The 20,424-nt window shown below is 73.9% G+C and carries 19 protein-coding genes; 4 read left to right on the top strand and 15 right to left on the bottom strand.

Annotated elements, in window-relative coordinates; translation table 11 throughout:
• Positions 1-109 precede the first annotated feature (109 nt).
• From O4J56_RS17300 to O4J56_RS17265, 8 genes are all read right to left on the bottom strand, one after another.
• Entirely contained in the window at positions 110-1,090 is a 981-nt protein-coding gene (locus tag O4J56_RS17300) for a sugar phosphate isomerase/epimerase family protein (protein WP_270686960.1), read from the bottom strand.
• A 79-nt stretch (positions 1,091-1,169) separates the two neighbouring features.
• Entirely contained in the window at positions 1,170-4,664 is a 3,495-nt protein-coding gene (locus O4J56_RS17295) for a ThuA domain-containing protein (protein ID WP_270686959.1), read from the bottom strand.
• Positions 4,665-4,829: 165 nt separating this feature from the next.
• Positions 4,830-5,738: a sugar phosphate isomerase/epimerase family protein gene (locus O4J56_RS17290; RefSeq protein ID WP_270686958.1), complete on the bottom strand. Its 909-nt coding sequence runs from the start codon at positions 5,736-5,738 to the stop codon at positions 4,830-4,832.
• Positions 5,738-6,940, bottom strand: coding sequence for a substrate-binding domain-containing protein (locus tag O4J56_RS17285; protein WP_270686957.1), 1,203 nt, complete (start codon positions 6,938-6,940; stop codon positions 5,738-5,740). Before O4J56_RS17285 ends, O4J56_RS17290 begins: the two co-directional genes overlap by 1 nt.
• A 2-nt stretch (positions 6,941-6,942) precedes the next feature.
• Positions 6,943-8,001 carry an ABC transporter permease gene (locus tag O4J56_RS17280; RefSeq protein ID WP_270686956.1) on the bottom strand — a complete coding sequence of 353 codons (1,059 nt, stop codon included), beginning with the start codon at positions 7,999-8,001 and terminating at the stop codon, positions 6,943-6,945.
• On the bottom strand, positions 7,998-9,008 hold the full coding sequence (locus O4J56_RS17275) for an ABC transporter permease (protein ID WP_270686955.1): 1,011 nt from the start codon (positions 9,006-9,008) through the stop codon (positions 7,998-8,000). Before O4J56_RS17275 ends, O4J56_RS17280 begins: the two co-directional genes overlap by 4 nt.
• Positions 9,005-10,474: a sugar ABC transporter ATP-binding protein gene (locus O4J56_RS17270; RefSeq protein WP_270686987.1), complete on the bottom strand. Its 1,470-nt coding sequence runs from the start codon at positions 10,472-10,474 to the stop codon at positions 9,005-9,007. Before O4J56_RS17270 ends, O4J56_RS17275 begins: the two co-directional genes overlap by 4 nt.
• Before the next feature lie 29 nt (positions 10,475-10,503).
• Positions 10,504-11,631, bottom strand: coding sequence for a Gfo/Idh/MocA family protein (locus O4J56_RS17265; RefSeq protein ID WP_270686954.1), 1,128 nt, complete (start codon positions 11,629-11,631; stop codon positions 10,504-10,506).
• A 109-nt stretch (positions 11,632-11,740) separates the two neighbouring features.
• Here O4J56_RS17265 and O4J56_RS17260 point away from each other — a divergent pair, with 109 nt between their 5' ends.
• On the top strand, positions 11,741-12,961 hold the full coding sequence (locus tag O4J56_RS17260) for an ROK family transcriptional regulator (protein WP_270686953.1): 1,221 nt from the start codon (positions 11,741-11,743) through the stop codon (positions 12,959-12,961).
• A gap of 3 nt (positions 12,962-12,964) precedes the next feature.
• On the opposite strand, the gene O4J56_RS17255 is transcribed toward O4J56_RS17260, so the two are convergent.
• From O4J56_RS17255 to O4J56_RS17240, 4 genes are all read right to left on the bottom strand, one after another.
• Entirely contained in the window at positions 12,965-13,579 is a 615-nt protein-coding gene (locus tag O4J56_RS17255) for a DUF6069 family protein (RefSeq protein WP_270686951.1), read from the bottom strand.
• A gap of 148 nt (positions 13,580-13,727) precedes the next feature.
• Positions 13,728-14,036, bottom strand: coding sequence for a hypothetical protein (locus O4J56_RS17250; protein ID WP_270686950.1), 309 nt, complete (start codon positions 14,034-14,036; stop codon positions 13,728-13,730).
• Positions 14,037-14,113: 77 nt separating this feature from the next.
• A complete protein-coding gene (locus tag O4J56_RS17245) occupies positions 14,114-14,956 on the bottom strand; it encodes an isocitrate lyase/PEP mutase family protein (protein WP_270686949.1) in 843 nt (280 codons plus the stop codon).
• Positions 14,940-15,812: a cytochrome P450 gene (locus O4J56_RS17240; protein ID WP_270686948.1), complete on the bottom strand. Its 873-nt coding sequence runs from the start codon at positions 15,810-15,812 to the stop codon at positions 14,940-14,942. The genes O4J56_RS17245 and O4J56_RS17240 overlap by 17 nt, the downstream gene beginning before the upstream one ends.
• A 64-nt stretch (positions 15,813-15,876) precedes the next feature.
• Between O4J56_RS17240 and O4J56_RS17235 the strand changes: the two genes are divergently transcribed.
• The gene (locus tag O4J56_RS17235; RefSeq protein ID WP_270686947.1) at positions 15,877-16,614 is read left to right on the top strand and encodes a winged helix-turn-helix domain-containing protein; all 738 of its coding nucleotides are present in this window, start codon (positions 15,877-15,879) and stop codon (positions 16,612-16,614) included.
• On the opposite strand, the gene O4J56_RS17230 is transcribed toward O4J56_RS17235, so the two are convergent.
• Positions 16,600-17,085, bottom strand: a complete 486-nt coding sequence (locus O4J56_RS17230) for a rhodanese-like domain-containing protein (RefSeq protein WP_270686946.1) — start codon at positions 17,083-17,085, stop codon at positions 16,600-16,602. The genes O4J56_RS17235 and O4J56_RS17230 overlap by 15 nt on opposite strands.
• Before the next feature lie 94 nt (positions 17,086-17,179).
• Here O4J56_RS17230 and O4J56_RS17225 point away from each other — a divergent pair, with 94 nt between their 5' ends.
• Positions 17,180-17,653 (top strand): Lrp/AsnC family transcriptional regulator, encoded by a 474-nt coding sequence (locus tag O4J56_RS17225; protein WP_270686945.1) that lies wholly within the window; start codon positions 17,180-17,182, stop codon positions 17,651-17,653.
• A gap of 31 nt (positions 17,654-17,684) precedes the next feature.
• Here the strand turns inward: O4J56_RS17225 and O4J56_RS17220 are convergent, their stop codons facing one another.
• Both O4J56_RS17220 and O4J56_RS17215 read right to left on the bottom strand, forming a co-directional pair.
• Complete coding sequence (locus O4J56_RS17220; RefSeq protein ID WP_270686944.1) at positions 17,685-18,584, bottom strand: Vgb family protein; 900 nt, start codon at positions 18,582-18,584, stop codon at positions 17,685-17,687.
• A gap of 96 nt (positions 18,585-18,680) precedes the next feature.
• On the bottom strand, positions 18,681-19,562 hold the full coding sequence (locus O4J56_RS17215) for a sigma-70 family RNA polymerase sigma factor (RefSeq protein WP_270686943.1): 882 nt from the start codon (positions 19,560-19,562) through the stop codon (positions 18,681-18,683).
• A gap of 85 nt (positions 19,563-19,647) precedes the next feature.
• On the opposite strand from O4J56_RS17215, the gene O4J56_RS17210 reads away from it, so the two are divergent.
• Complete coding sequence (locus tag O4J56_RS17210; protein WP_270686942.1) at positions 19,648-20,112, top strand: carboxymuconolactone decarboxylase family protein; 465 nt, start codon at positions 19,648-19,650, stop codon at positions 20,110-20,112.
• Positions 20,113-20,424 lie beyond the last annotated feature (312 nt).

Genomic DNA, 20,424 nt, shown 5'->3' with positions numbered 1-20,424 from the left:
TGGAAGGAGAGTGCTGATCAGCCGGGTGGTCCCGCGTTGATCTCGGGAGAATGGACGCTGAAACAACGCCTGTAGGGGCGCTTTTCCCGAGATCAACGCGGGGGAGGGGTCAGTCGGCGCGGCCGTGCCCGCGCCCGGGGACGGGCCGGCGCAGCTCGCGCATCGCCCGGTAGCTCCGCTCGGCGTTGCCCAGCGAGTTCACCGGGTGCGGCGGCACCGCCGAGTCCGGCGCGTTGTCCTGCTCCCACAGCGTGTGCGGGCACCCGCGCACCTGGGAGAAGAACTCGGCGTAGGGCAGGTCGCCCTCACCGAACTCGATGAAGTCGTAGCCGAGCGGGTTGTCCGGGTTCTCGTCGCCGTCCTTGACGTGGAACAGCGGGTACCGGTCGGGGTCCGCCAGCACGTACTCCACCGGCTCGAACCCCGGGTACAGGTACTGCCCGACGAACGCCCAGTACACGTCCATCTCCAGGTACACCAGCGACGGGTCGGTGTTCTCCACGAACACGTCGTAGAGCCGCGTCTGCGGGTCGTCGTCGGCGAAGGCGAACTCCCAGTGGTGGTTGTGCTGGTAGAAGCCGATGCCCCGGTCCGCCGCCAGCGCGCCGATCCGGTTGAACTCCTCGGCCGCCGCCCGGTACCCGTCCACCGTGGTGTCGTCCGTCGGCGCGCTGGCCGTGCCCGCGTAGGGCACACCGAGGATCTCGGCGTTGTCCAGCTCCCGCTCGGGGTCCTCCATCCAGGCGTCCAGGCCGCGGTGCGTCCCGGCCGCGCGCAGCCCGTTCTCGTCGAGCAGCCGGCGGATCTCCTCCACCGTGATGGGGCCGACCTGGTCCTGGGTGTAGCCGCCGAGCTCCACCTCGGCGTAGCCGATGCGGGACAGCTCTTCGAAGACCCGGGCGAACCCGAGCTCCGCCACCTTGTCGCGCACGCTGTACAGCTGGATGCCGATCCTGTGCTTGGGGAAGACGCGTCCGCCGCCCGCGGCGGCCGCGGGGGACGCGCCCATCACCGTTCCGGCGCCGACGGCGACGGTGCTCGCCGCCACGGCGCCCAGGAACCCTCGTCTGTCGAACTCGATCCGTGCCATGTCCGCTCCCGGTCTCGGTCGCGTGGGGGGTGGTGGGGGTGGGGCGGGGGCGCCCCCTCCGAGGGGGCGCCCCGCCGTACTACTCGTCGGCACGCAGGGCGTCGGCGGTGGCGAGCAGCAGCTCCCGCGCCGCCTCGTCCTCGACCTTCTCCGCCTGCTCGACGAACTTGTCGAGCGCCTTGTCCGCCTTCCCGGGCCGGTCTGCGGCCATGTGCTTCTCGGCGTTGTCGAGGTGGTCGTGCAGCGACGCCGCACGCTCCTCGGAGATGACGCCGTCCTCCAGGTAGCCGTCGATCAGTGCGCGGGCGTCCTCGAAGGTCGAGGGCACCTCAGGGCCGTCACCGCCCCCGTCGTCACCGCCGCCGTCGTCGCCGTCACCGCCGCCGGGGTCGGCGGCGCCCGGTCCGGTGAACTGCAGGTAGTTCAGGTTGAGCAGGTCCTCCCCCTCACCCGTGAACACCAGGTACAGCTCCACCGGGCGGCCCGGGTCGGTGAACTCCACCGGCACGTCGGTCCAGGAGTCCCACCCGCCGGTGGGCTCCACCTCCGCCGTCCCGATCAGCTCCCCGTCCGGGGCGTCGGCCCGCAGCTCCACGGTGCCCCCGGCGCCGCCGGAGGCCGCCCGCAGCGACAGCGACTCCACCCCGGCCAGGCTCACCGGCGAGTAGGACACGTGGTCCCCGTCGTCGATCCCGGTCAGGTGCTCCATGCCGCCCTCGGGGTCGGTGGTCTCCTCGGTGGAGACCCCCTCGGCCGACGCGGTGTACTGCGCCTGCTTGCGCTTGGGCTGCAAGAGCGTGTCCGTGCGCCCGGGCAGCGGGTCGACCTGCCCGTCCGCGCCGCCGGAGTCGGTGTACTCGGCGGCGATGACGTAGAACAGGTTCGCCTCGGCCCCGTGCCCGTCGTCGGCCATCGTGGCGATGTCGGCCTCGCACCCCTGCACCCGGTCCACCAGGTGGGCGTGCTCGTCGTGGCCGAGCGAGGCCGTGATGGTCACGTCGGCGCAGTCGATCCCGCCGTCCTCGGTCGACCCGTCCTCGGCGTCGGTCACCGACACCTGCACCGGGACCGTGTCGCCGAAGGCGAACACCGACCCGTCGGGCGGCGTGGAGATCTCCACCTCGGGCGCGGTGTTGCCCACCGCCACCGGCACGTTGGCGGTGGCGGTGCGCCCCTGGGAGTCGGTGACCGTGAGCTGGGCGACGTAGTCGCCCACCTCGGTGTAGGTGTGCGTCGGGTTCGCCTCCTCCGAGGTGTTCCCGTCACCGAAGTCCCAGCTCAGCGTCACCTCCTCGTCGGGGTCGGGGTGGCCGGTGCCCTCGGAGGAGAACTGCACCTCCAGCGGCGCCTCCCCGTTGTCCGGGTCGCCGGAGGCCACCGCGTCCGGGTACTGCTCGCCGCCGGTGTAGTCGATCCGGTACAGGCCGGCGTCGCCGCCGGTGCCGAAGCCCGCGCCCCACTCCAGCAGGTACAGCGAGCCGTCCGGGCCGTACTCCATGTCGATCGGGTAGTCGAACTCCTCATCCGGCAGGAACGAGCCGATGTCCAGCACGTTCCCCTCGTCGTCGCGGGAGATCTCCTTCAGGTAGTAGCGCCCCCACTCGTAGAACATGGGCTTGCCGTCCATGGACGCGGGGAACTTGGTGGGCGACTCCAGCTCCGGGTCGTAGTGGTAGACCGGGCCGGCCATCGGGGCCAGCGGCCCCTCGCCCAGCTCGGGCCACTTCTCGGACGGGCCGTACCCGTAGTCGAAGTCGGGCGCGACCGACGGGGGCAGCTCGGTCAGGCCGGTGTTGTTGGGCGAGTCGTTGACGGGGGCCTCGCAGTCGAAGGCCTCCCCGGACTCGCCGGTGGCGAAGTCGTAGTCGATGTAGGGCTCGTTCGCGCCGTGGCAGTAGGGCCACCCGAAGTTGCCGGGCTCCTCCACGGCCATCCACTCGACCAGGCCCTCCGGCCCTCGGGCGGGGTCGCCCTCCTTGGCGTCGGGCCCGTAGTCGGCCACCATGACGTCGCCGGTCGCCTGGTCGACGGAGAACCGGAACGGGTTCCGGAAGCCCATCGCGTAGATCTCCGGCAGCGCCAGCTCGGGGTCGTAGGCGCCGTCGGGGAACAGCTCGTCCCACTTCCCGCCGTTGAACAGGTTGTCCTCGGGGACGGTGTAGGTGCCGTCGTCCTGCGGGATGATCCGCAGCAGGCTGCCGCGCAGGTCGGCGGTGTTGGCGGCGGTGGCCTGGGCGTCGAAGCCCACGCGCCCCTCGCGCTCGTCGATGGGGGAGTAGCCGTCCGAGGCGAAGGGGTTGGTGTCGTCCCCGACGCCGATGAACAGCTCACCGTCGGGCCCGAACTCCAGCGCCCCTCCGGTGTGCCCCGGCTCGTCGGTGCGCGAGGCGGGGATCTCCATGACCACCTTCTCGGAGTCCGGGTCGAGCGTGCCGCCCGCCTCCTCGGTGAGGGTGAACCGGGAGACCCTGCTGTACTGGTTCTCCGGTGCGGTGTCGTCGTCGGACGCCGGCGCGTAGTACAGGTAGATCCACCCGTTCTCCGCGAAGCCCGGGTCCAGGGCCATGCCCACCAGCCCGTCCTCGCCGCCGGTGTAGGTGTCCACCTTCCCGGTGGTGCGGGTGCGGTTGGTGTCCGGGTCGAAGACCTTCACCTCGCCCTGGCGCTGCACGTAGAACACGCGGCCGTCGTCGGCCACGTCCAGCTCCAGCGGGTCGTAGGCGTCCCCGTCCAGGGTGACCTTCTCGTAGGAGTCCCAGACGGTCCCGCCGCAGTCGGAGTCAACGACCTTGGCGGCGCTGCGCACCCCGCCCAGCAGGTGGTCGATGAACTCCGGCTCGCTGTAGGCCTCCTTGGGGTGGCCCATGGCCGTGGACCAGACGGGGGCCCCGTCCACGTCGCGGCACCAGGAGATGGGGTGGTCGTGCCCCATCGCGTCCGGGCCCGGGTCGTAGGTGGTCTCGTCCGCGGTGACCAGCACGTGCGCGTCGCCGCGCACGCTCTTGTCGAAGTTGTACCACTCCTCCTCGCGCTCCCAGACGGCCGGAAGGCCCTGGGTGGAGGGGTGCGAGCGGTCGGCGACCTTCGCCGTGCCGGGCAGCACCCCGGGGGAGTGGCTGGGCATGTGGGCACCCGCGTTGACGTGGTCGTCCCACCACGGGAACTCGCCCTCGATACCCATGTCGGTGGCGTTGTGGATGGCGGCGATGCCGCCCCCTCCGGCCACGTAGTCCTGCACGGCCTGGCGCTGGGCGTCGTCCTCCCACACCATGCCCGAGGTCTGGAACATGATGATCACGTCGAAGCGGGCGAGGTCCTCGTCGTTGAAGATGGAGGAGTCCTCGGTGTGCTCCAGGCCGAAGTGCTCATCCTCGGCCAGGCGCTCGAACAGGGCGATCCCCGTCGGGATCGAGTCGTGCCGGTATCCGGCGGTCTTGGTGAACAGCAGGGCGTTGAACTCCTCGTGCTGCGCCTCGGCGTCGGCGGCGGCGGGGGCGGCCGCCAGGCCTATGGCGAGCAGCAGCGAGGAGAGCACGGCGCCGAGTCTTCGCAGGCGCCGGTTGCGTGCGCTCATGGATCTTCCTCACCGGTCGTGCGTCCAGGGTCTGTGGAGACGGGCAAGGGTCGTCCGTGCGGCGTGCCGGCGCCGACGGGCGGCCGGGGGTGCGGCTCGGGGCCGCGTCCCGGCCGGGGGGAGGTCCCGTTCAGGGCTGATCGGTCGGGGTGCTCGTCGTCGAGCTCATGCGTGGGGTGCGGATGCGCTCCTCCCGTCGTCGGAGGCGGAGGAGGGGCGGCCCTCCTGCGCGGCGCGCAGGAAGGCCAGCCCGTCCCGGGCCAGGGTGTCCTGGTCGGGGGCGAGGGGACGCCACACCGACGCGGCGGTGGCGATGGCGTCGTTGTCGGCGGTGAACGACTCGATCACCAGCGGCCCGGCGTACCCGGCGCCGTCCAGGGCGCCGAGGATCGCGGGCCAGTCCAGGTGGTCGCGGCCGGGGGAGCCCCGGTCGTTGCCGCACACCTGCACGTGGGCGATGCGCCCCGCGGCGGCGCCGATCGCCGCCGCGGGGTCGGTCTCCTCGATGTTCATGTGGTAGGTGTCCAGCGCCAGGCCGCAGTGCTCGGGCGGCAGCGCCGCGACCGCCTGCAGCCCCTGCGCCACGGTGTTGACCAGGCTGGTCTCGTACCGGTTCAGCGGCTCCACGGCGACCTTCACCCCGGCCGCCGCGGCGTGCTCGACGACCGGCCCCAGGGCGTCGGCGAGCTCGGCGAAGCGCGACTCGCGCTCCCCGGGGGCCATCCGCCAGGTGCGGCCCACCGAGGTGTAGGCCGGGCCGGCGATGACCGGGGAGCCGACCGCGGCCGCCGCGTCCGCGGTGCGGCGCAGGTGGTCCCGGGTGGCGGCGACGGTGGCCGCGTCGGCGGCCACCAGCTCCCGGCCCGGCCCCATCACGATGCACACCGTCGCCGACAGCCCCAGGCCGTCCAGCAGGCGGGCGGCGCGGGCGGGGTCCCAGTCGCCCGGCCGCTCCACCGGCAGCTCCAGGGTGTCGAACCCCCACGCCGCCACGCGCGGGGCGAGCCGCTCCAGCTCCGCGTCGGTCAGCGGGGAGGTCCACACCCACGTGCTGACGCCCAGCGCCCGCCGCATCAGCGGTCCTGCCAGGCTTCGGGGAACCCGGGCAGGTCCTCGCCGCCGAACTTGGCGTAGTGCAGGCTCGGCATGTCGGCGTTGCGCTCCAGGAAGTCGTCCCGGTCGTCACCGGTGATCGGCTCCTGCGGCAGCACCCACTCCTCGGGCACCTCCTCGCCGTCGAGGATCATCGAGGCCGCCAGCACCGGGGTGCGCCACTGGAAGTTGGAGTAGACCGGCGCCAGCGCGGTCAGGTCCTCCTCCTGCCACTTGCGCATGAAGCTCAGCTCGTCCTCCCCGGAGATCACCGGGTAGGGCTGCCCTGCGTCCTCGAACGCCTCCAGCGCGGCCACCGCGCCGTCCCCGGCGTCCATCCAGATGCCGTCGACATCGCCGCGCTGCAGGTGCTGGGTGACCAGGTCCTTGATGGTGGCGCCGTCGCCCTCGGTGAACTCGTGGCCGATCACCTCCAGCTCGCTGTCGCCGAACACCTGCTGGGCGGCGGCCCACCGGTGCTCCAGCACGTCCACCCCGGGCAGGATGCGCAGCGCCAGTACCCGCGATCCCGGCTCCAGCTCATCGACCAGGAACTCGGCGGCGTCGGCCCCGAAGGCGTAGCCCCCGATGGGGTGGATGAACGTGACGTGGCAGTCGGTGTTCACCCCGCGGTCGAACACGATGACCGGGGCGCCGCTCTCGCAGGCCGCCTCCACCGCCGGGGTGAGCGTGGCGGTGGTGGAGGGGGAGATGATGATGGCGTCGCAGTCCCCTGCGTCCACGAACGCCTGGATGTCGGAGATCTGCTGGTTGTCGTCGTCGGCGGCGTCGGACACCCGGAACTCGCCGATGTCGCCGCTCTCCTGCAGCACCTCCACCTGCTGCTGCATGGTGATCCACCCGGTCACCCGCCACGGGTTGGACACCGAGGCGTTGGAGAAGCACACCGTGGGGTCCTCGCGGTCCTCCCCCTCCAGCGCGTACTCCGAGGTGTCGGTGTAGGTCGGGTCGATCGCCTGGAGCCAGGGCTCGTCGGCGGGCCCCTCGGGCTCCATGTCGCGCTGGGCGAGCTGGGCCTCGTACTCCTCGGCGTCGAACCAGTCGCCGCTGGGACTGGTCCGGCCCTCCTCACCGGGGCCGTCGGTGGGGGTGTCGGTGGTGCACGCGGTGAGCGCGAGGCTCAGCGCGGCGCCGGCGGCCAGCAGGACGCGGGTTCGGCGCATGGTCAGACCTCCTCGCGGGGGGACTTCTCCGGGCCGCCGGCGGGTGCCGGTGCCCGGGGGGATCTGCGGGACCGCTCGCGGGCGGCGTAGGCCACCGCGGCGATGATGATGACGCCCTGGACGGTCGGCTGGATCGTGGAGGGCAGGTAGAGCTGGTTGAACAGGGTGAACAGCGCCTCGACCGCCAGCGCCCCGCCGATCGCGGCCAGGACGGCGCCGCGCCCGCCGCCCAGGACCACGCCGCCGAGCACCACCGCGGTGATGGCCGAGAACTCCAGCCCCTCGCCGACCTGCGCGGTGACCCCGGCGAAGCCGCCGATGAGCACCGCCGCCAGGGTGGCCAGCACGCTGGAGCCGACGAAGGCCAGGGTGCGCACCCGCCACACCCGGGCGCCGGAGAAGGCCGCGGCGGTGGCGTTGTCGCCCACGGCGACCAGGGTGCGCCCGTAGGGCGAGCGCATCAGCGCGACGGCGGCCGCGCCCACCGCCGCCGCGATCAGCACCGCCCAGGGGACGCCGCCGATGAGCGGGAGCACGACGGCGTCGCCGCGCCCGGCCACCCGGAAGGCCTCGGACAGCGCGCCGGTGGGGGCGCCGCCGGTCCACAGCCGCACCGCGCCGTAGAGCACCAGCATCATGCCCAGCGTCGCGATGATCGAGGGCACCTTCAGCACCGTGGTGACCAGCCCGTTGACCAGGCCCACGGCGGCTCCGAAGGCGAGCATGAGCGCCAGCACCGGCAGCGTCATCGGCTCCTGGCCGTCGATCAGCCGGGCGGCCACCACCACCTGCGCCCCGACCAGGGAGCCGACCGACAGGTCCAGCTCGCCGGAGACGATCACCAGGTACTGGCCCACGGCCAGCACCACCAGCGGGGCGGCCTGCTGGGCGAAGGCCAGCAGCGACGGCGGCCGGGCGAAGCCCGGGTTGATCGCGAAGATCACCGCGAACACCAGGACCAGCAGGGCGAACACGGTTCCGCCGCCGCCCCCGGCCAGGGCGGCCCCGGCCCGGCGGAGCGCGCCGGCGGCGCCGGACGCCGGGGTGTCGGTCGCGGTCATGGCCCTCCTCCTCTCGCGGCGGCGTGCCCCGGCCGCCGCGGGAACCGCGGCGGGGTGGCCGCCCGGTCGATCTGGCGGCGGGCGTACAGCGCCACGGCGGCGATGACGATGGCGCCGCGCAGCACGTCCTTGAAGAACGGGTCGACGCCCAGCACGTTGAAGACGGTGTCGAGGGTGGCCAGGATGAGCACCCCGGCGACGGTCCCGCCGACCCCGCCGCGCCCGCCCAGCAGGTAGGTGCCGCCGAGCACCACGGCGGCGATGGACTCCAGCTCGTAGCCGGAGGAGTAGACCAGGGTGCTGCCGGTGCCGAACCGGGAGGCGATCAGCAGCCCGGCCAGCCCGGCGGTGACCGAGCACAGCACGTGCGCGGTGAGCAGCGGCCGGTCCGCCCGCACCCCGGACATGCGCGCCACCTCGGCGTCCCCGCCCACCGCGTACATGTGCACGCCGGTGCGGGTGCGCCGCAGGAACAGCACGGCCAGCACGGCCACGGCCGCCATCACCGCGAACGACAGGGGCACCACCCCGATGCGGGTGTAGCCGAAGAGCTGGAAGCCCGCGGGCACCTCCCCGGCCGGGCCCTGGTACCGGGTGTCCAGGTAGCCCTTGATGATCAGGCCCATGCCCAGGGTGGTGATGAAGGCGTTGACCCCCAGCCGGGTCACGATCAGCCCGTTGGCCAGCCCGATCAGCGCCGCCACCACGACGACGGCGGCCACGCCCAGCCAGATGCGGGAGGGCTGCCCGGCCATGGCGGTGGCGGCGACGACGCTGGACAGCGCCATCACGTAGCCCACCGACAGGTCCAGCGACCGGCACAGGATGACCAGCGTCTGCCCGATCGCCACGAACCCCAGCAGGCTGGAGCGGGTCAGCAGGTCCACCGTGTTGGCGGTGGTGAGCAGCTCCTGCCCGCGCGCGGCGGCCAGCGCCGCCCCGGCCGCCAGGATGGCCAGCAGCGCCACGTACACCAGCCCGGTGGTGCCCAGGCGGGGGCGGCTCATGGCGCGCCCCCCACGGCCAGTTCCATCACGGCCTCCTCGGACGCGCCGCCGGGCAGCTCCCCGGTGATCCGGCCGTCGCGGAGCACCAGCACCCGGTCGGCCAGGCCCAGCACCTCCGGCAGCTCCGAGGAGATGAGCACGATCGCCGCGCCCTCCGCGGCCAACCGCCGCACCAGCGTGTACACGGCGTGCTTGGCGCCCACGTCGATGCCGCGGGTGGGCTCGTCGAGCACCACCACCGAGGGGTCGGTGGCCAGCCACTTGGCGAGCACGACCTTCTGCTGGTTGCCTCCGGAAAGGAACCGCACCTCTTGGGAGGGGGACCGGGCCACCAGCTCCAGGGAGGAGAAGATGCCGGGCAGGCGGCCCGAGCGCGCGCGGGAGCGGCGGGGTGCCACCGCGTCCAGGACGAGGCGCCCGTTGTCCAGGACCGACCGGTGCAGGGCCAGCCCCTGCGTCTTGCGGTCCTCGCTGACGAGGGCGACCCCCGAGCGCACCGCCCGGCGCGGCGAGCGCAGCACCGCCCGCTCGCCGTCGATGCGCAGCTCGCCCCGGGTGAACCGGTCGATGCCGAACAGGGCGTGCGCGATCTCGGTGCGCCCGCTGCCCTGAAGGCCCGCCAACCCGACGATCTCGCCGGAGCGCACCTGCAGGTCGATCCCGTCCAGGCGCTCGTTGCCGCCGCCGGTCACCTCCAGGCGGACCCGGCCCGCCTCGGTGCCCGCGATCTTCTCGGGGAAGACCGCGCTCACCGGGCGGCCGACCATCATGCGGATGAGGTCGGCGCCGGTGGTGTCGGGGGTGTCCACGGTGGCGACCTTCGCGCCGTCCTTGAGCACGGTGATGCGGTCGGACAGGTCGAAGATCTCCTTGAGTCGGTGCGAGACGTACAGGACCGCGACCCCGCGCTCCCTGAGCCTGCGCACCAGCCGGTACAGCAGCTCCACCTCGGCCCCGGCCAGCGCCGCCGTGGGCTCGTCCATGGAGACGATGCGCGCGCTCTGCGACATGGCCTTGACGACCTCGACGATCTGCTGCTCGGCCACCGACAGGGTGCGCACGGGCGCGTGCGGGGAGATGGCGCTCAGCCCCAGGTCCTCCAGCAGGCGCTCGGTCTCGGCGGCCATCGCGCGCGCGTCCACCCCGATGCGCGTCCCGCTCCCGCGCGGTTCGCGGCCGAGGAAGACGTTCTCGGCCACGGTGCGCTCGGGCAGCAGGTTGAACTCCTGGAAGACGGTGGCCACCCCGGCCTCGCGCGCGTGGACCGGGTGGGCGAAGTCGACCCGCTCGCCGCCGAGCTCGACCGTCCCGGCGTCGGCCCGGTGCACCCCGGCCAGGATCTTCATCAGCGTCGACTTCCCGGCGCCGTTCTCCCCGACCAGGGCGTGCACCTCGCCCGCGCGCACCTGCAGGTCCACGTCCCGCAGCACCGGGACGCCGAGGAAGGACTTGCCCACGCCGCTCATGCGCAGCAGCGGCGGCTGAGGCCCGCCGTTCACCGGGCGACCTCCTCCCAGCCGCCGGAGCGGGCCGAGGCCAGCACGGCGTCGGCGATCCGCGCGGCCCGCAGGCCGTCGGCGAAGACCGGCAGCCCGTCGGGGGCGGTGCCGGTGGCGACGGCCTCGGCGGTGTCGGCGACGAAGGCGTCGAAGCACTCCTGGTAGCCCTGCGGGTGCCCGGAGGGCACCCGGGCCAGCCGGGAGGCGTCGGGCGAGAGCACCTCGGGGGCGCGCATGATCACCTCGTTGCGCTCGCGCCCGCCCTTCCACAGCAGCTCGGGCTGCTCCTGGTCGAAGGCGAGGGAGTGCTCGGAGCCGGACACCTCCAGGTGCAGGCGGTTCTTCCGGCCGGCCGAGACCTGGCTGACCACGCCGGTGCCGATCACCCCGGCCTCGGTGCGGAACTGCAGCACCACCAGGTCCTCGGTGGTGACGGGGGCGCCCTCGCCGGGGCCGCGCCGGGGGAGCGTGGTCGTCGTCTGCGCGCTGACCGCGGCGATCCGGTCGCCCAGCACGAACTCCAGCAGGTCGCAGAAGTGCGAGCCGATGTCGCCGAAGGCGCGGGTGGGGCCGCCCAGGTCGGGGTCGACGCGCCAGTTGTCGTCGTCCGGGCGCAGCAGCCAGTCCTGCAGGTAGCCGCCGTGGGCCAGGTGCACCCGCCCGACCGCCCCGGCGGCGACCTGGGCGCGGGCCTCGCGCACCATCGGGTGGAAGCGGTAGACGAACGGCACGGAGGCCACCCGGCCCCCGTCGGCCTTGGCCGCCTCGTCCGCGGCGGCGGCCATCCGGGCGGCCACGGCGGCGTCGGTGGCCAAAGGCTTCTCGCAGACCACGTGGCGCCCGGCGTCCAGCGCGGCCAGGGTCAGGGGGGCGTGCAGGTGGTTGGGGGTGCACACGTGCACCACGTCGACCTCGTCGTCCTCGATCAGGGCGGCAGCGTCGTCGAACGCCCGCTCGGCCCCCAGGGGGCCGGCCGCCTCACGGGCGCGCTCGGGGGTGGACGCCGCGACGCCCACCACGCGGCCGCCCCCGGCCCGGATCGCGCGGGAGTGCACCCGCCCCATGAATCCGGCGCCGATGACGGCGGCCCGGTAGCCGCCTCCTGTGACCTGACTCACTCGCATAAGAGGACGGTAAGCGGTACTTCTGTCGACGGTCAAGCATAAGTTGCCGAATCCGGCCGAAATAGTCCGGGAGCAGCACGCCCTTAGTCCCGTGTGCTTCACTGGTCGTGTGACAGAAGACGCGCTGACGAAGACGGGGGACCGGCGCGCCGAAGCCGGGTCCGCCCCGCCCGCCCCGCCCGGCGCCGGCACCCTGCTGCGCCTCCTCCGCGACGGCCGCCCCCGCACCCGGGCGGAACTGGCGGCGGTCACCGGGTTAGCGCGCTCGACGGTCACCCAGCGGGTCGACGCCCTGCTGGCCGGGGGCCTCATCGGCCCGGCGGGCGAGGCCGCCTCCACCGGCGGGCGCCCCCCCACCACGTTCGTCTTCGACCCGGGGGCGCGGGTGGTGCTCGCCGCCGACCTGGGCGCCACCTACGCCCGGCTGGCCCTGACCGACCTCGCCGGGCAGGTCCTCGCCGACACCTTCGCCGACATCGAGATCTCCCGCGGCCCGGCCGAGGTGCTGGGCTGGGTGGCCGAGCACGGGCACGCCCTGCTGGCCGGGGCCGGGCGCGCCCCGGAGGAGCTGCTGGGCACCGGCATCGGCCTGCCCGGGCCGGTCGCGCACGACACCGGCCGCGCGGTGAGCCCGCCGATCATGCCCGGCTGGGACGGGTTCGACGTGCCCGGGTTCGTCGGGGAGCTGCTGCCCGGGGCGGTGCTCGTCGACAACGACGTCAACATCATGGCCGTGGGCGAGCACTTCGCCCGCTGGAGCGAGGCCCGGCACCTGCTGTTCGTCAAGGTCGCCACCGGCATCGGGTGCGGCATCATCGCCGACGGCCGCGTCTACCGGGGGGCCAAGGGCGCCGCCGGGGACATGGGGCACATCCAGGTGCCGCGCGGGGCGGACGTGCCCTGCCGCTGCGGCAACACCGGCTGCCTGGAGGCGGTGGCCAGCGGGTCGGCGATCGCCGCGGCCCTCGGTGAGCAGGGCATCGAGGCGCACGGCGCGCTGGACGTGGTCGACCTGGCCCGCGGCGGCAGCCTGCCGGTGCTCAGGGCGCTGCGCCAGGCCGGGCGGGACATCGGCGAGGTGCTGGCGGCCTCGGTGAACATGTTCAACCCGTCGATGATCGTGATCGGCGGGTCGCTCTCCCAGGCGGGCGACCACCTGCTGGCCGGGGTGCGCGAGGTGATCTACCAGCGCTCGCTGCCGCTGGCCACCGAGGACCTGAGCATCGTGTCGTCCCAGGTGGGCGAGCGGGCAGGGGTGATCGGGGCGGCGGTGATGGTGATCGAGCACGGCCTGGCCCCCCAGCGCGTGGACGCGCTGCTGGCGGGCTGAGCCTCAGTCCCGGTCGGGCCGGGTGCGGGCGTCGGGGTCGTAGGAGCGGTGGCGGCCGTCGTAGCGGCGGCGCGGCTGCTCGGAGAAGGCGTCGCGGTAGCCGCTCTCGTAGTCGTCGGCCCCGTAGCCCGGGTCGAACCCGGCGCCGGGCAGCGCCCCCTCGCCGTGCAGCCGCGGGCGCTCCGACCGCCGGTAGGCGCTGGCGCCCACGCTGGACAGCAGCGAGACGATGGCGATGCCGCACACCGCGTTGATCAGGCCGGTGGCGATCTGGCTCGCCAACGGCGCGCCCTGGGTGAACGGGGTGACCGCGGCGACCACGGTGGCCAGGCCCACGATCCACCCGAAGAACGTCATGGGGCGCGGCGCGCTCAGCATGAGCAGGTGGAGCAGCGCGGTGGCGATGAGCGCCGCGATGGCGGCGGTGGCCGCGTACACGCCGGTGGTGGCGTCGCCCAGGTACCCGGCCTCCTCCGGGGCCAGCACCGGGATCCCGAAGACGCCGCGCACGATGAGGGCACCCACGAGGATGACCAGCCCGGCGACGACGGCGGTGGCCAGGCCGCCGGACCAGAGGCGGGAGACGTTGATGCTTCGGCCGCTGTCGATTCCGCTCATTGCCGAACCCCCCGATACGGCGCCGAACTCGGTCAGGGCACCCATACCCGCAGGTCACCATCGAAAACCCCGGGGGGTGACCGGTCGTGACGCTCCGTCGTTGCCCCGGGGGTCCACGAGCCCCCGGGGGCGGGGGAGGACGCCGGGATCAGCGGATCTGCACCCACGCGCGGTCGATCTGGACCGCGCACGAGATGTGGCTGCGGTCGGTCCTGCCGTCGACCCACCGGCCGTAGCGGTTGACCGAACCGCAGTCGGCGACCACGCGCACCTGCGTGGCGTTGTTCCCGGACCAGGACTTGCAGGCCGAGTAGGCGCCCAGGCCACCGTTGCTGATCGCCGAGCACAGGATCCCGGCGTCGGCGGCGGGGGCCGTGGCCCCCATGGTGCCGAAGACGCCGAGCGTCAGGGCGGCGGCGGAGGCGGTGCTGATCACCTTGCTCTTGAGGTTCTTCACGCGGTCCCTTTTCTGTCCGTAGGGGGAGGGGGAGGCCGGGGCGGCCGGAGCCGGGAATGCGCCTGAGAACCTAGGGGTCAGGGCCTTAGAGCCTCCTGAGAGACCGGAGCGGGGGAGGGGTCCCGGAAGGCGTCCGCGAGGGAGTCGACCTCCGCATAGCCGGGGACCCGCGGATGGGTCCCCGTCCCCGAGGCGGCGGCCCGCGCGGTTTCCACAGCGCTGTGGACGGCCGCGCGGAACAGCAGCGAACCGGTGCTCACCCGCGCCACGCCCGCCCGCGCCAGGGACCCGAGGTCGCCGGGGTCGCGCGGGGCGAGCACGTTCAGCGGGAGCGGGACGACGCGCGTCAGCCGAGCGATGGCCGCCTCATCGGTCAATCCCGGAACGAAGATGCCGTCGGCACCGGCGTCACGGTAGGCGCGGACGCGCTCGAAGGTCGCGTCGACACGCTCCCGCTCGTCGGCCGGCTCGGACAACCACCACGTGTCGGTGCGGGCGTTGAGGAACAGCGCGGGTGCGGCGTCCTTCACGGCCCGCAGGAGCGCGCACTGCTCCTCGACCCCGGCCAGGGCGTCGTCGCGCCCGTCCTCCAGGTTGACCCCCGCGATCCCGTACGACGCCAGTTCGGCGGCCAGGGCGCCGACCTCGTCCGGCCGCCCGCCGAAGCCACCCTCGATGTCCACCGTCACCGGAACGTCCAGCCGCGCCAGCCCCCGGGCGAGGGCGAGGGTCTCGTCCCTGGTGGCCCCGGCGGCGTCCGGCTTCCCTGCGGCGGCGGCGATGCCCAGGCTGGTCGTCCCGATCGCCGGGAACCCCGCACCCGCGAGCGCGGCGGCCGAGACGTGGTCCCAGGCGTTCGGGAGCACGAACGGCTCTCCCGGCTTGTGCAGGGACCGGAAGGTGTCAGCGTGCCTGTGCATGGAGGACTCCCGTCGCCATGGCGAGTGCGTGGTCGGAGCCGGGGCAGGGCCGCTCACCGGCGCCGAAGGACAGGGGCGGTGGCTCTCCGGGGCCGCCGTCGTCCCCGGCGTAGCGCTCGGGGGCGAACCGGTCCGGGTCCTTGTAGACGTCGGGGTCGCGGTTGGCCGCCGCGAGGTCGAGAAGGACCAGGGCGCCTTCGGGAACGGGAACGCCGTCGATCTCCGTGTCGCCGAGGGCGGTCCGCTTCATCACCGGGGCGGGAGGCGACAGGCGCAGCGCCTCGGTCAGCAGGCCCCATGCGTCGTCGTGGTCGCCGTCCCGGTCGAGCGCCGCACGGACCAGCCCCGCCGTCGCGTCGCAGGTCTGCACGAGCAGGCACACCCGCTGGGCCGCCTCTTCGGTGGCGGAGTCGGGGAGCAGGCGCACCAGGGTGCGCACGCCCGCGTCCGCCCGGTCCTCCCGCCCCTCCTCGGTGCCCGGGAAGTAGGCGGCGGCGACGTCCCGGACCGCCGCCACGGCCTCCGGGACGTCGGCTTCGGGAATCCCCAGGGAGGCGGAGAGGACGGCGACAGGGACATGGGGCGCCTGGTCGGGTCCGGCCGAGCGCGCGCGTGCCTCGGCCTCCCTCCGCAGGTCGGACGGGGCCAGGCCGGACAGCAGCGCCGAGGCGAACGCCCGGCGCCGCCGGTGGTCGCCCCCGGTGCTGAACCGGGTGGCGTGCTCGCGCAGCCAGGCGAGCGACGGCGTGGAGGCGGCGCCGTCCGGCGCCTCCGGAAGAGCGGGCACAACGAAGCCGGGGTCGCTCAGGACCGCGCGGACCCCGGCGTAGCTCTCGACGCGGATGGTGGTCGTCATGGCGGCGACGATAGGCACGGGACGCTTCGGCGGCGGCCGAAACATGCGCCGGTTAGCGTGGAGTGTGCTCACCACGACGCAGCCCACCACCGGTACCGAGCCCGACCTCGCCGCCCTGGCGTCCCTGCTCGCCGACCGGACCAGGGCGTCCTTCTGCACGGCCCTCCTGGACGGGCGGGCCTGGACGGCGGGGGAGCTCGCCAGGCACGCGGGCGTCGCCCCGTCCACCGCCAGCGAGCACCTGACCGCCCTGGTCGGCGCGGGCCTGCTGGCGGAGGTGCGCCAGGGGCGGCACCGGTACGTGCGGCTGGCCTCGCGGGAGACCGCGGAGCTGATCGAGGCCATGTCGGCGGCGGCGCCCAAGGCCGCGCCGCCGCGCGGGCTCAAGGCGGTGCACCGGTCGAACGCCCTCGCGCGCGGGCGCACCTGCTACGACCACCTCGCCGGAGCACTGGGGGTGGCCGTCGCCGAGGCGGTGACCGAGCGGGGCTGGATCGACTGGGAGGACGGGCCGTCGCTCACGGCCGGGGGCCGCACCGGCCTGGCCGGCCTCGGTGTGCAGATCCCCGCCCGGACACGGCGGCCCCTCGTCCGCTCGTGCCTGGACTGGACCGAACGGCGGCCGCACGTGGCCGGGGCGGTGGGCGCGGCACTGTGCTCGCGCGCGCTGGAGGCCGGGTGGCTCGTGCGCCTGGGGGGCACCGGGGGCGGACGCGCCGTGCGGGTCACGGCCGAAGGGCGCGCCGTCCTCGCCGGGACGCTGGGCGTGCCCGACGAGGTCCTGGAATCAGCAGGCGCATGAGACCCCGGGCGGGGCGACCAGCGGGTCGGCCGCACGCCGGTCCGAGCCCTCGGCGGTCTCGACGGGGAACCCTTCACGGGCCCAGTACTCGAAGCCGCCGATCATCTCCTTGACGCGGTAGCCGAGCCGGGCGAAGGCGAGCGCGCCCCGGGCCCCGCCGTCGCAGGCCGGGCTCCAGCAGTAGACGACCACCGGGGTGTCCCGGTCGATGAGGCCGGGGGCGAGGTCGGCCGCCTGCGCGTAGGGGACGTGCACGGCGCCGGGGACGTGCCCGTGGTCCCACGCCTCGCGGTTGCGCACGTCCACCACCGTGAAGCCGGCGGCGTCCGCCGCCATGGCGGCGTGCACGTCGCTCGGGTCGGTGTACAGCGACAGGCGGGCGGCGAAGTGGGCCTCGGCCACGGCGGGGTCGGCGGGGGCGGTGCGCAGGACGGGGTCGTGGGCGGCCGGTGCGGCGGCGGTGTTCGTCATGCTGAATACGCTATGGCTCTGTGACCTGCGAGGACCAGGCGCATTCAACGGCGTTGGGGCCCATTCGCCGTGAAAGGCGCGGTATTCATGACTCATGACCGTTGAATCGCTGGACGCCACCGATCTGCGCCTGTTGGAGGCGCTCCAGGCCGACGGGCGGGCCGGGTACGCCGAGCTCGCGCGGACCGTGTCGATGTCGCCGAGCGCCGTCGCCGAGCGGGTGCGGCGCCTGGAGGCGTCCGGCGTCGTCTCCGGGTACCGGGCGGTGGTGGACCCCGAGCGGGTCGGGCTGCCGGTGATGGCGTTCGTCCGCCTGCGGTACCCGACCAACAACTACCGGCCGTGCCACGAGCTGATCGACAAGACGCCGGAGATCGCCGAGGCGCACCACGTGACGGGGGAGGAGTGCTTCATCATCAAGGTGCGCACGCGGTCGATGCGCCACCTGGAGGAGGTGGTCGGCCGCATCGCGAGCCTGGGGCCCGTCACGACCAACGTGGTGTTCTCCAGCCCGTTGGAGGGGCGGCCGCCCACGGACGCGCTGAACACCTCGAACACCTCGTCCTGACGGGCGGCGCACCGTCCTCCCCGGCTCTCCGCTACTCCGTGGCGAGCCGGGCGACCGCCCCCGACTCCAGGGCCGTCCACACGGCCCCGTCCGCTCCGACGGTGATGCCGTGCGGCTCCGACCCCGGCGTCGGAAGGTCGTACTCGGCGACCTTCCCGTCGCCGTCGATGGAGCCGACCCGGTTCGCGCCCCACTCGGTGAACCAGTACGTCCCGTCCGGGGAGGGGGCGATCGCGTGCGGCCGGGCCGACGGGTCGGGGAGGGGGAACTCGGTGACCTCGCCGCCGGGGGTGATCCGCCCGACGGCTCCGGCGCCGATCTCGGCGAACCACACCGCGCCATCCGCACCGGAGGCGATCCCGACCGGGGCGGCGTTGTCGGTGGGCAGCGGGTGGACGGTCACCTCGCCGTCCATGGTGAGCCGCCCGATCGCGTTGCCCTGGTTGAGCGTGAACCACAGGGCGCCGTCGGGGCCGGCGGTGATGGCCGACGGGAACCCGCCCCGTACCGGCAGGTCGACATGGGAGGCGGTGCCGTCCGGGGCGAGGCGCCCGATCCGGTCGGTGTTCATCTCGGTGAACCAGACGGCGCCGTCCGGCCCGGTGCAGATGCCGTAGGGGCCGCAGTCCGGCGCGGAGCCGGGGAGGTCGGTGAGCTCCCCGTCCGCGGTGAGGCGGCCGATGCGGTGGTCGCCGAAGCGGGTGAACCACAGGGCCCCGTCGGCGCCCTCGGTGACGACCGTGGGGCGGGAGCCCTCGGGCCCGGCGGGGTGGAGGACGACGGTGCCGTCGGGCTCCAGGCGCGCGATCTCGGCCGAGCCGACCAGCGTCACCCATAGGGCGCCGCCCGGCCCGCGCGTGATCCCGTAGGGCCCCGCGCCGGGGGACCCAACCGGAAACTCCTGCACGGTCGGGCGATCGGTGTTGTGCATCATGCTCCGCTCTCGGTGGATTCTGGACGGTGGCTCCGGACGTGGACAACCCGTCTCTACACGGGCTGGGCCCCGTCGGCCACTCCTTTTCCCGGCTCAGGCGGTGAGGTCGGCGGGCAGCAGCGAAGCCAGCCGCTCGGCGTCGGAGATGATGTCGAAGTGGCGCACCCTGCCGCCGCTGATCGTGTACGAGGTCAGGGCCCTGGGCTTGCCGCCGGTCATGTCCAGGATCCCCGCCGCGCCGTTGACCAGCACCGGGACCGCCACGATCGGGCCGAACTCGCGGTGGAAGCCGATCGCCGAGCGGGCGATGCGGGCGGCGCCGCTGAGCACCCGCAGCGGGTGAACGCCGTCGTCGTTGCGCAGCTCCAGGTCGGGGTCGAGCATGTTCAGCAGGGCGTCGGTGTCGCCGCCGCGCGCGGCGCTGAGGAACGCGTCGACCGCCATGCGCTGGGCGACCGGGTCGGGGTCGGGCTCCACGGTGGAGTCCTTCACCCGGCGCCGCCCGCGGCTCGCGAGCTGGCGCGTGGCCGGGACCGAGCGCTCGACCACGGGGGCGATCTCCTCGAACGGCACCGCGAACATGTCGTGCAGGACGAACGCCAGGCGCTCGGCGGGGGCGAGCTGCTGGAGGACGACCAGCATCGCGTAGCCGACCGTGTCGGCCAGCTCGGCCTGCTGTTCGGGGTCGGCGGGCTCGGCGGTGACGACGGGGTCGGGGAGGCGCTCGGGCAGCAGCGGGTCCTCGCGGCGGGAGGTGCGCGAGCGGAGCATGTCGAGGCAGATGCGGCCGACCACGGTGGTCAGCCACGCGGCGAGGTCGTCGATGGAGTCGTCGCCGGTGCGGGTGAGGCGCAGCCACGCCTCCTGGACGGCGTCCTCGGCCTCGGACAGGGAGCCCAGCATCCGGTAGGCGACGGAGTTGAGGCGGGAGCGGTGCTGCTCGAAGCGCTCGGCCAGAAAATCTTGGTGGTCCACTGTCACACCTCATCGTCGGCGTCCGTCTTCATGGCGACGGAGAGAACACCCCGCCTCCGCGGCGGGGCACCCATGAGGAGAGCAGATGGAAATGCGCTTCGACGACCCCATGAAGGCCATGCCGGGCATGTACGAGGCTATCCAGCCGATCCTGAAGGTCATCCACCAGGGCGGCGTTCCCCGCAAGACGCTGGAGCTGGTGCACCTGCGGGCCAGCCAGATCAACGGGTGCAGCTTCTGCGTCAACATGGGGGTCGAGCAGCTCAAGCAGCAGGGCGAGACCGACGAGCGGCTGGCGACGGTGGCGGCGTGGGCGGAGGCCCCGTTCTTCACCGAGGCCGAGCGGGCGGCCCTGGAGCTCACCGAGGTGGCCACGCGGCTGGCCGACCACAGCGGCCAGGCCGTCCCCGACCCGATCTGGAACGCGGCGGCGAAGCACTACGACGAGCGGCAGCTCGGGTCGATCGTGCTGATGGTCGGGCTGACCAACTTCTTCAACCGGATCAACGCCACGGTGCAGATCCCGGCCGGAACCCCGATGCCCGCCTGAGTCCGGGGGCCATCCGGGGAGCAGACGGGGGCCAGACGGGGGCCACCGGGGTCCGGGCCGAGAGGACGGCGGCCGGGACCCCGGTGACAAGAACGAACGGCGGCGGTGGGTACGGGAAGCCACCGCCGCCGTTCCCGTGCCGGGGGACGGTGTAAGGAGAGCGGGGTCGGGGGTGGGGGGTCCCACCGCCCGTTGCTTGCGGTCACCCGTGCGAGGGGGAGGCGGCGACGGAGGTCAGCGGCCCTTGCGGCAGCGTCGTCGGCCGTCCGGCGCGTGCATGGTCGCCGGAGTGGGCAGCGACGGAGCGAGCGG

The organism is Nocardiopsis endophytica (assembly GCF_027706725.1).
GTDB classification, from domain to species: Bacteria; Actinomycetota; Actinomycetes; order Streptosporangiales; family Streptosporangiaceae; genus Nocardiopsis_A; species Nocardiopsis_A endophytica.
Note: the sequence above shows the minus strand (reverse complement) of the source record. Positions and strands in the feature narration are given on the sequence as shown.

Bases quoted from the DNA above. Each gene is read 5' to 3' on its own strand.
- O4J56_RS17300 (WP_270686960.1), bottom strand. From the start codon at position 1,090: ATGGCACGGATCGAGTTCGACAGACGAGGGTTCCTGGGCGCCGTGGCG.
- O4J56_RS17295 (WP_270686959.1), bottom strand. From the start codon at position 4,664: ATGAGCGCACGCAACCGGCGCCTGCGAAGACTCGGCGCCGTGCTCTCC.
- O4J56_RS17290 (WP_270686958.1), bottom strand. From the start codon at position 5,738: ATGCGGCGGGCGCTGGGCGTCAGCACGTGGGTGTGGACCTCCCCGCTG.
- O4J56_RS17285 (WP_270686957.1), bottom strand. From the start codon at position 6,940: ATGCGCCGAACCCGCGTCCTGCTGGCCGCCGGCGCCGCGCTGAGCCTC.
- O4J56_RS17280 (WP_270686956.1), bottom strand. From the start codon at position 8,001: ATGACCGCGACCGACACCCCGGCGTCCGGCGCCGCCGGCGCGCTCCGC.
- O4J56_RS17275 (WP_270686955.1), bottom strand. From the start codon at position 9,008: ATGAGCCGCCCCCGCCTGGGCACCACCGGGCTGGTGTACGTGGCGCTG.
- O4J56_RS17270 (WP_270686987.1), bottom strand. From the start codon at position 10,474: ATGAGCGGCGTGGGCAAGTCCTTCCTCGGCGTCCCGGTGCTGCGGGAC.
- O4J56_RS17265 (WP_270686954.1), bottom strand. From the start codon at position 11,631: ATGCGAGTGAGTCAGGTCACAGGAGGCGGCTACCGGGCCGCCGTCATC.
- O4J56_RS17255 (WP_270686951.1), bottom strand. From the start codon at position 13,579: ATGAGCGGAATCGACAGCGGCCGAAGCATCAACGTCTCCCGCCTCTGG.
- O4J56_RS17245 (WP_270686949.1), bottom strand. From the start codon at position 14,956: ATGCACAGGCACGCTGACACCTTCCGGTCCCTGCACAAGCCGGGAGAG.
- O4J56_RS17240 (WP_270686948.1), bottom strand. From the start codon at position 15,812: ATGACGACCACCATCCGCGTCGAGAGCTACGCCGGGGTCCGCGCGGTC.
- O4J56_RS17230 (WP_270686946.1), bottom strand. From the start codon at position 17,085: ATGACGAACACCGCCGCCGCACCGGCCGCCCACGACCCCGTCCTGCGC.
- O4J56_RS17225 (WP_270686945.1), top strand. From the start codon at position 17,180: ATGACCGTTGAATCGCTGGACGCCACCGATCTGCGCCTGTTGGAGGCG.
- O4J56_RS17220 (WP_270686944.1), bottom strand. From the start codon at position 18,584: ATGCACAACACCGATCGCCCGACCGTGCAGGAGTTTCCGGTTGGGTCC.
- O4J56_RS17210 (WP_270686942.1), top strand. From the start codon at position 19,648: ATGGAAATGCGCTTCGACGACCCCATGAAGGCCATGCCGGGCATGTAC.